Source organism: Streptomyces turgidiscabies Car8 (genome assembly GCF_000331005.1).
Lineage (GTDB): Bacteria > Actinomycetota > Actinomycetes > Streptomycetales > Streptomycetaceae > Streptomyces > Streptomyces turgidiscabies.
Genome location: NZ_AEJB01000554.1, coordinates 1 through 12,422, shown reverse-complemented (window position 1 = coordinate 12,422; position 12,422 = coordinate 1). Strand labels below are relative to the sequence as shown.

Here is a 12,422-nt window from a genome sequence, read left to right as displayed (position 1 = left end):
CGACGCCGCCCCGCGCCCGCCCGGGAGGGCCGGCCACGCCACGGGTGCCCGCCCTGCTTCCCCGCTCCCGTCCCACCACGCTCACCGTTCCGTACCTCGATGTCGAGGCGCCGGTCGTGGACCTGCACCTCGACCGGCACGGGCAGCTCACCGCGCCCCCGGACGACAACTCCAACCTGGCCGGCTGGTACGCGGACGGGCCGTCCCCCGGCGAGAACGGCACGGTGATCGTCGTAGGGCATCGCGACACCCGTGCCGGGGCCGCCGTGTTCATCGGCCTCGACGCGGTCACACCCGGGCGGCGGGTCGAACTCCGGCGCGCGGACGGGCGTACGGCCGTCTACACCGTCGACGCCGTGAAGACGTACGACAAGGCGCACTTCCCCAGCAAGGAGGTGTACGGCGCCCGCGCCCGTCCCGAGCTGCGGCTCATCACCTGCGGCGGCGGCTACGACCGACGGACCGGTTACAGCGGCAACATCGTCGTGTACGCCCATCTGACGGCGACGCGACCGGCGCCGTCCGCGTCCCCGGGCCGCGTGGACAGGGCGCGTTCACGCTGACTCGTCGGCCCTGTCGGGCCGTGGCCGCGCCGGGGCGACCCCCTCGGCGGCCACGGCCCCCGGCACCTGTGTCCGAGCCCGGGCCCGGGACCGTGACACCGCCACCCCCGCCAGGCACAGCCCGCCGCCCGCCAGCGTGAGCAGTCCGGGCACCTCGCCCAGCGCCAGCCAGGACATCAGGACGACCAGGGCGGGCACGGCGTAGGTGGTCGCGCCCATGCGGCTGGCCGTCGTACGGGCCAGCGCGTACGCCCAGGTCGTGAAGGCCAGCGCGGTCGGGAAGACGCCCAGGTAGATCATGTTGAGGGTGGCCGAGAGCGGCGCGTCGGCCGCCTCGCCGACCAGTTGCCCGGCGAACGGCAGACAGGTCAGGGCCCCGACCAGACAGCCGAACGTCGTCGCCTGAAGGGCGCTCGCCCGGCCGAGAACCGGCTTCTGCGCGACGACACCCGTGGCCCACGCGGCAGCCGCGAGCAGACACAGCGCCACCCCGAGCACCGATGTGCCGCCCCCGCCGGACATCGACAGCCCCACGGTCACCGCGCCCGCGAACGACACCGCCATGCCCGCGAGCAGCCGGGGCGGCATCGGATCGCCGAGCAGCCGGGTGCCGAGCAGGGCGATGAGAATCGGGCCCACGTTCACGACGAGGGCGGCCGTCCCCGCGTCCACCTGCTGCTCGCCCCAGTTCAGGACCACCATGTAGACCCCGAACCAGAGCACCCCCGAGATCGCGATCCCGCGCCACGCGGACCGGGGCGGCAGCCCCTCCCGCCGTACGAGACAGATCGCCCCCAGCGTCACGAACCCGGCGAGCATCCGCCCGAGCGCCAGCGCCCCCGGCGAGTAGGCGGCCCCCGCACTGCGGATCGACACGAACGCGGAGGCCCACAGCACCACGGTCACACAGGCGGCGACCGTGGCGAGCACCTCCGCGCGAGGGGCCGGGCGCGAGGTCGGGGAGGAGGTCATCATGCTCCAGAGGCTAGGCAGATCAGGCGGGAAGGGCTCGCGATTTTCGGACGTGAGGCTGGGTGCCGGTCGTACGGCCGTTCAGCGCAGGGCCGTCGCCTCGATGCCGAGGAGCTGGGCGAGGCGGTGTTCCCCTTCGGGGGTCACCCTGACCGCCCGCTCCGAGCCGATGCGTACGCACCAGCGGGCGTCCAGGGCATGCCGGCACAGGGCGGCGCCGGCGGTGCCCGCGAGGTGGGGGCGGCGCTCGGTCCAGTCGAGGCAGGCGCGGGTGAGAGGGCGGCGACCGGAGCGGTCGAGGTCGATGCCGGCGCCGGCGAACCAGCGCAGCCCGGCGTCCGTGAGCGCGAACCCGTTGTCCTGGCTCAGCAGCCCCCGCCCGGTCAGCGCGTCGGTGAGGGCGATGCCGAGCCGTCCGGCGAGATGGTCGTAACAGGTACGGCCGCGTGCCATCGCGGACCCGGCGCCGGACTCCCGCAGTGTGCGCGCCGGTTGGGGCGCGGTGAGACCGGCGTGGGCGGCGAGTTCCTCCACCAGTTGGGCCACGCGGGCGTCGGCCAGCCGCACATAGCGGTGCCGTCCCTGGCGTTCCTCGGTGAGCAGCCCGCCGGCGACGAGCCGGCCCAGGTGCTCGCTGGCGGTCGACGGGGCGACCCCGGCATGCCGCGCCAGTTCGCCGGCGGTCCACGCCCGTCCGTCCAGCAGCGCGAGCAGGAAACCGGCCCGTGTCTCGTCCGCCAGCAGTCCGGCCAGCGCCGCGAGACCGGACGCGCGGCCCGGCCTCCTCGCCGCCCTCGGCTGCCTCGCATCCCTCGTGGTCATGGCTTCAGCATGGGGTACGGATACTTCGGCGCCCACCGAAATGTGCCCGGGCGGGACGCCTGTCCGGGCCTACTCGGATCGCTGCAGCTGCTCGTACTGCTGTGCCAGTCCGGCCAGCAGTGCCGCGAGGCCGGTCTCGAAGGCCCGCTCGTCGATCTTCTCCTGCTGCTCGGAGAGGAGGTGGGCCTGTCCGAGGTGGGGATAGTCGGCCGGGTCGTACGCGCTCTCGTCGTCCACGAAGCCACCGGCGAAGGAGCCGAGCGCGGAGCCCATGATGAAGTACCGCATCAGCGCGCCGATCGACGTGGCCTGGGCGGGCGGCCAGCCCGCGTCGACCATCCCGCCGTAGACGGCGTCGGCGACGCGCAGGCCGGCCGGACGGCGGCCGGGTCCGCGGGCCATCACCGGAACGATGTTCGGATGGTCGCGCAGGGCGGCCCGGTAGGAGACCGCCCAGTCGTGCAGCGCGGTACGCCAGTCGGGGCGCTCCCCGCCCTCTTCGCCCCCCTCGCCTCCCTCGTTCCGCTCGCCCCGGTCGAACATCGACAGGTCGACCAGCACACTCACCGAGTCCGCGACCGCCTCCAGGATCTGGTCCTTCGTGCGGAAGTGGTTGTAGAGGGACGGCCCGCTGACACCCAGCTCGGCGGCGAGCCGACGCGTCGACAGGGCGGCCAGTCCTTCCGAGTCCACCAGCGCCCGTGCCGTCTCGACGATCAGGTCGGTGCTGAGGAGGGGCTTGCGCGGTCGGGCCATGGCGCACATAGTAGGGCTGCCACTGTAAACTAGCAGTGCTAATTTAAATGGCATCTACGCCTGTGAGGTGGGGCTCGTCATGAACCTGGAACTGAGCGACGAGCAGACCGCTGTCCAGCGGCTCGCCCGGGACTTCGTCGAGCGCGAGATCACCCCGAACGTCGTCGCCTGGGACCGCGCCGAGAACGTCGACCGGTCGATCGTCAGGAAACTGGGCGACGTGGGCTTCCTGGGGCTGACCGTCGACGAGGAGTACGGCGGCTCGGGCGGCGACCATCTCGCGTACTGCCTGGTGACCGAGGAACTCGGCCGCGGGGACTCCTCCGTGCGCGGAATCGTCTCGGTGTCCCTGGGGCTGGTGGCCAAGACGGTCGCGCACTGGGGGACCGAGGAGCAGAAACGCCGCTGGCTGCCCGGCCTGACCTCCGGCGAGTACGTCGGCTGCTTCGGCCTGACCGAACCGGGCACCGGGTCCGACGCCGGCAACCTCACCACGCGGGCGGTGCGCGAGGGTGACAACTACGTCGTCAACGGCACCAAGATGTTCATCACGAACGGCACCTGGGCGGACGTGGTGCTGCTCTTCGCCCGCTCCACCGACGCCCCCGGCCACAAGGGCGTCTCCGCCTTCCTCGTGCCGACCGACACCCCCGGACTGACCCGCCGCACCCTGCACGGCAAGCTCGGCCTGCGTGGTCAGGCCACGGCCGAACTGGTCTTCGAGGACGTGCGCGTGCCCGCCTCGGCGATGCTGGCCCCCGAGGGCAAGGGCTTCTCCGTGGCCATGTCGGCGCTCGCCAAAGGGCGCATGTCGGTCGCCGCCGGGTGTGTCGGGATAGCCCAGGCCGCCCTGGACGCCGCCGTGCGGTACGCGGGCGAGCGCGAGCAGTTCGGCGGGCCCATCGCGCGGCACCAGCTGGTGCAGGAACTGCTCAGCGACATCGCCGTGGACGTCGACGCGGCCCGGCTGCTGACCTGGCGGGTCGCCGACCTGATCGACCGCGGTCTGCCATTCGCCACCGAGTCCTCCAAGGCCAAGCTGTTCGCCTCCGAGGCCGCCGTCCGCGCCGCGAACAACGCCCTCCAGGTCTTCGGCGGCTACGGCTACATCGACGAGTATCCGGTGGGCAAACTCCTGCGCGACGCCCGCGTGATGACCCTCTACGAGGGCACGAGCCAGATCCAGAAGCTGCTGATCGGCCGCGCGCTGACCGGCGTATCGGCGTTCTGAGGTCGGCGGCGGCCGGGCCGGACAGGTCGCGATCTGAGTATCTGTCTGAGTATCCCGACGGATGTGGCACAGGCCACGTCGGCCGATTCTTGTCCCCATGAGTGAGACACCGGTCAAGCAGCAGAACACGGCGGCCTTCTACGGCCAGGCCGTCGCGTCCTTCGGTATCGCCATGGGGGCGACCACCATCGGCATCTTCCGTTTGCAGGCCGACGCCTGGGTGCGCGGCTTCCTCGGGATCGCCGTCCTCTACCTGGTGACGTCCGCCTTCACCCTGGCCAAGGTCATCCGTGACCGCCAGGAGGCCGGGCAGATCGTCAGCCGGGTCGACCAGGCCCGGCTGGAGAAGCTGCTCGCCGAGTACGACCCCTTCGAGAAGCACTGATCCGCAAGGCCCCGAGCAGGCGCCCTAAGCGCTCGCTCACCCGCGGCGGTACAGTAGGGGGTCACTGTCGGTGGAAGGGGCGAACGGGCGATGAGTACGGCGGAGCAGACGGCCGGCGGCGAGGCGGCGCCTTGGGGTGAGGTGACCCCCGACGCGGCCCGGCGGCTGCTCGTCGCCGCGGTGGAGGCCTTCGCCGAGCGTGGCTACCACGCGACGACGACCCGTGACATCGCGGGCCGCGCGGGCATGAGCCCGGCCGCGCTCTACATCCACTACAAGACCAAGGAAGAGCTGCTCCACCGGATCAGCAGGATCGGCCACGAGAAGGCCGTCGACATCCTGCGTACGGCGGCTCGGACCGAGGGCACCGCGGCGGAACGGCTGGCGGAGGCCGTCAGCTCCTTCGTCCGCTGGCACGCCGGGGGGCGTACCACCGCACGGGTCGTGCAGTACGAACTCGACTCGCTGGGCCCCGACGCCCGCGCGGAGATCCTCGCGCTGCGCCGTCAGTGCGACGCCGAGGTGCGCGGGATCCTCGAGGACGGGGTGGAGGCGGGCGAGTTCGACGTGCCCGACGTCCAGGGCACGACGCTCGCCGTGCTGTCGCTGTGCGTCGACGTGGCCCGCTGGTTCAACGTCAACGGCTCGCGCACCCCGGACGAGGTCGGCGGACTCTACGCCGACCTCGTGCTGCGGATGGTGGCGGCCGGACAACCCGTGTTCACCGGCTCGGGTTCACCGGCTCACAGGTAGTACCGCGACACCGACTCGGCGACGCACACCGGCTTGTCGCCGCCCTCGCGCTCCACGCTGAAGGCGACGGTCACCTGCACTCCGCCGGTCACGTCCTCGACCCCGGAGATCCGCGCGGTGGCGCGCAGGCGTGAGCCGACCGGGACGGGGGAGGGGAAACGAACCTTGTTCGTCCCGTAGTTGACGCCCATCTTCACGTTCTCGACCGTGATCAGCTGCGGCCCGAAGAGCGGCAGCAGCGACAGGGTGAGATAGCCGTGCGCGATGGTCGTCCCGAAGGGGCCGGTGGCCGCCTTCTCCGGGTCCACGTGGATCCACTGGTGATCGCCGGTCGCGTCGGCGAACAGGTCGATCCGCTTCTGGTCGACCTCCAGCCAGTCCGTGTACCCCAGTTGCTCGCCCACCGCCGCCTTCAGGTCGTCCGCACCCGTGAAGATCCTCGGCTCTGCCATTCCCGGCCTCCTCGCCACTGTGTCCAGGCAACCGCACTGCGCCCGGACAACTTCATGCCTAAGCAACTGCTTAGCATGGTAGGCCGTGGGCCCCATGTCAACGGACTGCGGTCCGTGCCGGGTGGGTAGGGTTCGAGGGGTGCCCCAGATTCCCGAGAAGATCCACGAACTCACGGTCGGCCAGCTCGCCGCCCGCAGCGGCGCCGCTGTCTCCGCCCTGCACTTCTACGAGTCCAAGGGCCTCATCACCAGTCGCCGCACCTCGGGCAACCAGCGCCGCTACAGCCGTGACGCGCTGCGCCGGGTCGCCTTCGTCCGGGCCGCGCAGCGCGTCGGCATCCCCCTCGCCACGATCCGCGAGGCGCTCGCCGAACTCCCCGAGGAACGTACCCCCACCCGGGAGGACTGGTCCCGGCTCTCCGAGAACTGGCGCGCCGAACTCGACGAGCGCATCAAGCAGTTGAACCGGCTCCGGGACCATCTCACCGACTGCATCGGCTGCGGCTGCCTCTCCCTGGAGGGCTGCGTCCTCTCCAACCCGGACGACGCCTTCGGCGAGAGCCGGGCGGGATCCCGTCTGATGGTGGAGAGGCGCGGCGCCGCTCCGGCTACTCGAACTCCGTCCCTCCCTTGCGTGTCAGATACGCCGGACTGACCGCCTTGGCGATCGCCCGCCCGCCGGTCACCGCGCTGTACCGCTCGACGGCCGGCCGGATCACGACACCCTCCCGCAGATGCAGCCCCCGCCCGGACACCGTCTCGCGCCCGCTCGCGATCTCCAGGATCCGGTCGATGTCGTACGGACCCTCGAACAGCCTTGGTACGAGCGGCAGTCGGCCCTCCAGCAGCTCTGCCGGGTCGAGCCAGCGGACCTCCCCGTCGACCTCCGCCGACACGTCGAACACGGCGTACCCGAGCGTCTCGCGCCGGCCGTCCGCGCCGTACGTCAGATCCTGTACGCCCGCTCCGTAGACCTCGCCGAAGATCCCGACCCGGCGTGCCCCGAGCCGCTCGGCGAGTTCGGCCGCGGCCCCGGCGACGTCGTGGGCGGTCACCGCACGCCAGTACAGATTGCGCGGGTCCTCCTTGAGGGCGAGGGACTTGGCACCGAACCCCTTCGAGGACACCTGGACGCGCCCCTCGGCCGCGAGATACGTCAGCAGACAGGCCGAGCCGTGCAGCTTCTCGGTGAGGACGACCGGCTCGCCCGGCGTGAAGATGTCCGGGTAGCGCTGGACGTTCTCGATGTCGACCCAGCTCAGAAGGTCGGGCGCGGACTCGACGTCGCCGTTCATGGTGGGCGGGATCGGCGGCACCCATTTGACGATGCCCAGCCGCTCCGCGAAGTCGGCGCCCTCGGCGGCGGCCCGCGCCAGGTCGACGCCGTCGAGGGCGCGAGGGCGGCAGACGATGCCCTGCGAGAGCTCGCCGCGCAGCCGTACCGCCTTGACCCGGTCCGAGTTGGTCCCCGCCAGTCGTCCGGTCAGGCCCAGCTCGTCGACCAGCCCGGTCGGCAGCACGGACTGCTCGGGGATGTACACGGCCGTGTCGCCGGTCCGGTACACGCCCTTGGCCACGACGGCGCGGTACAGGCCCACCTGGGCCAGCTCCAGTGCGTCGGCGTTGGGGTGTGGGTGGATGGTCAGGGTTTCGGCGGTGACGCGCAGCGTCGACATGGGTGTCTCCTCAGTGGGGTCTCATCTTCGCCAACTCTCCTTGTGGGAAAGGGGTGGAGCCATGGATTTTGTTGCTGCTATGCGCTCCGCCGGGGGTGCGTGACTGTCTGCGGGTTCGTTGTGGCTTGTCGCGCAGTTCCCCGCGCCCCTATCGGGCGCTTGTCTGCGCCAGGGCTGCTCTCACCAGCTCGGCGTTGGACTTCGCCCGTTCGCCGTTCGGCAGGTGGAGGGTGTCTTCGAGGCCGATGCGGGTTTGGAGGCCCAGGCGGGCCGCTAGGCGGAGTACCGGCCAGGTGCCTGCCTCTTCGCCGTGGAGGAGGACCGGGCGCCCGTGGGGCGACCTGCTCAGGTCGGTGAGGAGGGTGCGGGCCGTCGCCTCGGCCGTGGTCGGGTCGGGGTCCGTCACCTCTGCCAGGACGCGCAGGACCTTCGGGGCGAGGGGTGAGGCAGCGAAGCGCGCCGGTCCGTCCGTGCCGGACCAGATGCCGGCCTCGACGCCCACCCCCAGACCGATGAGGAGGGCCGCCAGCTCCTCCGCGCCCGGCTCGTGCCAGTTGACGGAGGCGTGGTCGGGCAGCATCGTCCAGCTTCTTACCCGCTCCAGCCGCGCCGTCGGATCCGGCTCGGTCCAGGCGCCGGTGGTCACGCCGACCGGCACTGTGACCCGCGACCGTATCGCCGTCAGCGTCGCCGCGACCGCGCGCGGCGACAGGGTGTCCTGTCCGCAGGGGGACTTGGGGTGGACGTGGACGTCGGTGGCCCCGGCCAGGACCGCTTCGGCCGCCGAGTCGGCCATCGCTTCCGGCGACAGCGGTATCAGCGCGCCGTGCGCGGCGCCCCGGGAGCCGTTGAGACACACCTGCGTCATGCCCCGATGGTGCCATCCGGTTCGGTTGGGGGGTGCGGCATCCCCGGCGCACCCCCGTCGTGCTCAGGCCGACGCAAGCAGCAGCCGTCCGCGCCTGGATTCCGCCAGTGCCTCGGGGGTCAGTACGGGCCGCGGCACCACGATGCCGCACTCCGTGCAGACAGGACCCGACGACGGCTCATGGGCCAGGTCGTACTTCCAGGTGAGGCGCTCCCCGTCGCACACCGGGCACACCGAGCCCGGTTCGCGTTCCAGGGCGGCGATCAGCCGTCGCAGCACCTCGGCCAGCGGTTCGTGGGGGTGCACCCCCGGGTCGTCGCACCAGGCCACCCCGAACCCACCCCAGGTCAGCCGATGCCAGTCGTCCACGCTCCCGGGCCTGCGCAGCCCGTCGAACTTCTCCTTCTTGCGGCGCTTCGCGAACTCCACCTCGTACGCCTGCCAGACCGAGCGCGCTTCCTCCAGCTCGTCCAGTGCGGCCACGAGCCGCGCTGGATCGGGGGAGCGGTCCTCGGGTCCGAACCCGGCCCGGGAGCACAGGTGGTCCCAGGTCGCCCTGTGCCCGTAAGGGGCGAATCGCTCAAGGCACTTACGGAGCGAGTACCGCCGCAGTGCCAGATCGCACCGCGGGTCCCGCACCTGTCTCGCCAGACTCCGGAAACCGGCCATCGCCTTGCACCTCCGTCACATCTGCACCTGTACTTCGGTCACTTCGGCGTCGTCGAACGGACGTCGCCGAATAGACGTATCGACAAGCGATTCGGCTCCATCTGTTTTCCGATGACGGCCATAAGCCGCTCGCCGGGCCCCCTCGGGACCGACGTCAACGGCTCTAAGCCGTCCGCCGGACCACCCTCCACGGTTACCTCCCACAACTGTCGGCCGTCTGTGCAACACCTGTTGAGCACGGCGCCGGACCGGTTTCACGTCCAGCGCCTCGAAGTGCCCCCGCACTCCCCAACGCAATTCCTGTACCACGTTGTTCAAAAGTGACGCATGTTCATCTTCTATCGCGGGGATACCGGCGGTAACCTCTGGCCCACTCCGTTCGGAGTGGCCCACCCCCCGGTCCGGAGGAGCTGCCATGTCCCGGCGCACCCCAGGCAACACCGTCGACAGAACCTTCGACAGACTGAGAACTCCCCGCGGACTCTTCGGGTTCCTGAAGACCGCAGCCGTATGCACACTCATTGCCGGTCTTTTGTCGCCGCTTTCTCCGCTTTCCCCCGCGACCGAGGCTCAGGCCGCCGCCGCGAACGACTACTGCGGCGGTCAGTGTTCCGACATCCTGCCGCCCGGCCAGAACGGCAACGCGACCCTCGCCCAGATCCTCCTGAACCAGGCCTTCGGTTCGCAGCCCGACCATGCGGAAGACCAGCTCGGGCCCTATGCCAACCTGGCCACGGGCTACACCGGCCTCACCAACACCACGATCAACAACTTCTTCAACGACTCCTCGTTCGGGGTCGCCGCCGACCAGGTCGCCTCCACCCTGGCTCCGGCAGGCCGCACCGACGTGACGATCGTCCGTGACAAGAAGACGGGTGTGCCGCACATCACAGGCACCACCCGCTACGGCACCGAGTTCGGCGCCGGGTACGCCGCAGCCCAGGACCGCCTCTGGCTGATGGACGTCTTCCGCCATGTCGGACGCGGCCAGCTCACCCCCTTCGCGGGCGGTGACCCCTCCAACCAGGGCCTCGAGCAGGAGTTCTGGCGCCACGCCCCGTACACCGAGGCCGACCTCCAGGCCCAGATAGACAACGCGGTCGCCACCAACGGTGCCCGCGGCCAGCAGGCCCTCGCCGACGTCAACGCCTATGTCGCGGGCATCAACGCCTACATCGACGCCTCCGACAGCGGCCGGTACTTCCCCGGCGAGTACGTCCTCACCGGCTGGAAGGACTCCGTCACCAACGCGGGCACCATCCAGAAGTTCAAGGCCACCGACCTGGTCGCGCTGGCCTCCGTGATCGGCGCGCTCTTCGGCTCCGGCGGTGGCGGCGAGGTCAACAACGCGATCTCGCTGATGGCCGCGCAGTCCCAGTACGGCGTCGTCCAGGGCACCAAGGTCTGGGAGGCGTTCCGCGAGCGCAACGACCCCGAGGCCGCCCTCACCGTCCACAACGGCGAGAGCTTCCCGTACGCGACCGCGCCCGCCGACCCGCAGGGCGAGGCCCTGCCGGACGCGGGCACGGTCGCCGAGGAACCACTGGTGTACGACCGTACGGGCAGCGCCGCCACGACGACAGCGACCAGCGCCTCCACCACGGCGACTGCCACCGCCCTCACCTCCGCGAAGCGCGGTATGTCCAACGCCCTGGTGGTGAGCGGCGCCAAGACCGCCAGCGGCCACCCGATCGCCGTCTTCGGTCCGCAGACGGGCTACTTCGCCCCGCAGCTGCTCATGCTGCAGGAGATCCAGGGCCCGGGCCTCAGCGCGCGCGGCGCCTCGTTCGCGGGGCTGAGCATGTACGTCGAACTCGGCCGCGGCCAGGACTACGCGTGGAGCGCGACGACTTCCGGGCAGGACATCATCGACTCGTACGCGGTCGAGCTGTGCCAGGACGACGTCCACTACTTCTACCACGGCACCTGCACCGCCATGGAGAAGATCGAGCAGACCAACGCCTGGAAGCCGACCACGGCCGACGGTACGGCCGCCGGTTCCTACCGGATGCAGGTCTACCGCACCAAGTACGGTCCGGTGAGCCATCGGGCGACGGTCGGCGGGAAGAAGGTCGCCTACACCACCCTGCGCTCCTCCTACATGCACGAGGCCGACTCGATCATCGGCTTCCAGATGCTGAACGACCCGGACTACGTGAAGAGCCCGGCGACCTTCCAGGCCGCCGTCCAGCACATCAACTACACCTTCAACTGGTTCTACGCCGACTCCACGCACACCGCGTACTACAACAGCGGTGACAACCCGGTGCGGGCGAGCGGCGTCGACGCCGAGTTCCCGGTCTGGGCGCAGGCCGCCTACGAGTGGCGCAACTGGAACCCGGCGACGAACACCGCCGACTACACGCCGGCCTCGGCCCACCCCAACTCGATCGACCAGGACTACTACATCTCCTGGAACAACAAACAGGCCAAGGACTACACCAGCGCCTCGTGGGGCGACGGTTCCGTCCACCGGGGCAACCTCCTGGAGGACCGGGTCAAGAAGCTCGTCGCGGCGGGCGGTGTGACCAGGGCGCAGCTGGTGAAGGCGATGGCCGACGCCGCCCTCACCGACCTGCGGGCCGAGGACGTGCTGCCGAAGCTGCTGCGGGTCCTCAACAGCTCGGCGGTCACCGACACCACGGCCGCGGCTGCCGTCAGCAAGCTGTCCGCGTGGGTGACGGCGGGCGCCAAGCGCACGGAGACGTCCGCGGGTTCGAAGACGTACGCCAACGCCGACGCGATCCGCATCCTGGACGCCTGGTGGCCGCTGCTGGTGGAGGCCGAGTTCCAGCCGGGCCTCGGCACCGACCTCTACACCGCCATCACCACCAACCTCCCCGTCGACGAGGCACCCTCGGCCGCGCACGGCCCGACCGGGGCACACGCGGGAAGCTCCTTCCAGTACGGCTGGTGGAGCTACGTCGACAAGGACATCCGGGCGGTTCTCGGTGACTCGGTGCAGGGCGGGCTGACGCAGAAGTACTGCGGCGGCGGCACGCTCAGCGGTTGCCGGGACATCCTGATCAGCACCCTGAAGACCGCGGCGGGCAAGACGGCCGCCCAGGTCTACCCCGCCGACAAGCTCTGCACCACCGCGGGCAACCAGTGGTGCGCCGACTCGATCGTCCAGCGCACCCTGGGAGGCATCAAGCACTACAACATCAGCTGGCAGAACCGTCCGACCTACCAGCAGGTCGTCGAGTTCACGTCACACCGGTGACAACCCATGAGAACCGGTGAGAGCCGGTAGCGGCTGAGGCACCTGTGGTGGT

Annotated in this window: 13 protein-coding genes; 6 read left to right on the top strand and 7 right to left on the bottom strand. The window is 70.7% G+C overall.

Features of this window, described 5'->3' with window-relative positions; all coding sequences use genetic code 11:
* On the top strand, positions 1 to 563 hold a 563-nt coding region (locus tag STRTUCAR8_RS39675; RefSeq protein ID WP_006382009.1), incomplete at its 5' end, for a class F sortase.
* Here the strand turns inward: STRTUCAR8_RS39675 and STRTUCAR8_RS39670 are convergent.
* From STRTUCAR8_RS39670 to STRTUCAR8_RS39660, 3 genes are all read right to left on the bottom strand, one after another.
* Complete coding sequence (locus STRTUCAR8_RS39670; RefSeq protein ID WP_044473685.1) at positions 555 to 1,538, bottom strand: DMT family transporter; 984 nt, start codon at positions 1,536 to 1,538, stop codon at positions 555 to 557. The two genes, STRTUCAR8_RS39675 and STRTUCAR8_RS39670, sit on opposite strands and share 9 nt — an antisense overlap.
* A 78-nt stretch (positions 1,539 to 1,616) precedes the next feature.
* Positions 1,617 to 2,357 carry an ArsR/SmtB family transcription factor gene (locus STRTUCAR8_RS39665; RefSeq protein ID WP_006382020.1) on the bottom strand — a complete coding sequence of 247 codons (741 nt, stop codon included), beginning with the start codon at positions 2,355 to 2,357 and terminating at the stop codon, positions 1,617 to 1,619.
* Positions 2,358 to 2,426: 69 nt separating this feature from the next.
* On the bottom strand, positions 2,427 to 3,113 hold the full coding sequence (locus STRTUCAR8_RS39660; RefSeq protein ID WP_006382016.1) for a TetR/AcrR family transcriptional regulator: 687 nt from the start codon (positions 3,111 to 3,113) through the stop codon (positions 2,427 to 2,429).
* 79 nt (positions 3,114 to 3,192) lie between these two features.
* On the opposite strand from STRTUCAR8_RS39660, the gene STRTUCAR8_RS39655 reads away from it, so the two are divergent.
* The 3 genes from STRTUCAR8_RS39655 (at position 3,193) to STRTUCAR8_RS39645 (ending at position 5,482) form a co-directional block, all read left to right on the top strand.
* Positions 3,193 to 4,344, top strand: a complete 1,152-nt coding sequence (locus STRTUCAR8_RS39655) for an acyl-CoA dehydrogenase family protein (RefSeq protein WP_006382010.1) — start codon at positions 3,193 to 3,195, stop codon at positions 4,342 to 4,344.
* Between the two features lie 97 nt (positions 4,345 to 4,441).
* The gene (locus tag STRTUCAR8_RS39650) at positions 4,442 to 4,729 is read left to right on the top strand and encodes a YiaA/YiaB family inner membrane protein (protein WP_006382017.1); all 288 of its coding nucleotides are present in this window, start codon (positions 4,442 to 4,444) and stop codon (positions 4,727 to 4,729) included.
* Between the two features lie 90 nt (positions 4,730 to 4,819).
* Entirely contained in the window at positions 4,820 to 5,482 is a 663-nt protein-coding gene (locus STRTUCAR8_RS39645; RefSeq protein WP_006382014.1) for a TetR/AcrR family transcriptional regulator, read from the top strand.
* On the opposite strand, the gene STRTUCAR8_RS39640 is transcribed toward STRTUCAR8_RS39645, so the two are convergent.
* The gene (locus STRTUCAR8_RS39640) at positions 5,473 to 5,934 is read right to left on the bottom strand and encodes a MaoC family dehydratase (protein WP_006382015.1); all 462 of its coding nucleotides are present in this window, start codon (positions 5,932 to 5,934) and stop codon (positions 5,473 to 5,475) included. The two genes, STRTUCAR8_RS39645 and STRTUCAR8_RS39640, sit on opposite strands and share 10 nt — an antisense overlap.
* 139 nt (positions 5,935 to 6,073) lie before the next feature.
* On the opposite strand from STRTUCAR8_RS39640, the gene soxR reads away from it, so the two are divergent.
* Positions 6,074 to 6,589: a redox-sensitive transcriptional activator SoxR gene (gene soxR, locus STRTUCAR8_RS39635; protein WP_006382018.1), complete on the top strand. Its 516-nt coding sequence runs from the start codon at positions 6,074 to 6,076 to the stop codon at positions 6,587 to 6,589.
* On the opposite strand, the gene STRTUCAR8_RS39630 is transcribed toward soxR, so the two are convergent.
* The 3 genes from STRTUCAR8_RS39630 to STRTUCAR8_RS39620 all read right to left on the bottom strand — a co-directional run bounded on the left by STRTUCAR8_RS39630 (position 6,543) and on the right by STRTUCAR8_RS39620 (position 9,147).
* Positions 6,543 to 7,610 (bottom strand): RNA ligase (ATP), encoded by a 1,068-nt coding sequence (locus STRTUCAR8_RS39630; protein WP_006382012.1) that lies wholly within the window; start codon positions 7,608 to 7,610, stop codon positions 6,543 to 6,545. The two genes, soxR and STRTUCAR8_RS39630, sit on opposite strands and share 47 nt — an antisense overlap.
* A gap of 148 nt (positions 7,611 to 7,758) precedes the next feature.
* Positions 7,759 to 8,478 carry a 3-keto-5-aminohexanoate cleavage protein gene (locus tag STRTUCAR8_RS39625; RefSeq protein WP_044473684.1) on the bottom strand — a complete coding sequence of 240 codons (720 nt, stop codon included), beginning with the start codon at positions 8,476 to 8,478 and terminating at the stop codon, positions 7,759 to 7,761.
* A gap of 63 nt (positions 8,479 to 8,541) precedes the next feature.
* Positions 8,542 to 9,147 (bottom strand): hypothetical protein, encoded by a 606-nt coding sequence (locus STRTUCAR8_RS39620; protein WP_006382008.1) that lies wholly within the window; start codon positions 9,145 to 9,147, stop codon positions 8,542 to 8,544.
* Between the two features lie 415 nt (positions 9,148 to 9,562).
* On the opposite strand from STRTUCAR8_RS39620, the gene STRTUCAR8_RS39615 reads away from it, so the two are divergent.
* Positions 9,563 to 12,370 carry a penicillin acylase family protein gene (locus STRTUCAR8_RS39615; protein WP_006382011.1) on the top strand — a complete coding sequence of 936 codons (2,808 nt, stop codon included), beginning with the start codon at positions 9,563 to 9,565 and terminating at the stop codon, positions 12,368 to 12,370.
* The last annotated feature ends 52 nt before the right edge of the window (positions 12,371 to 12,422 follow it).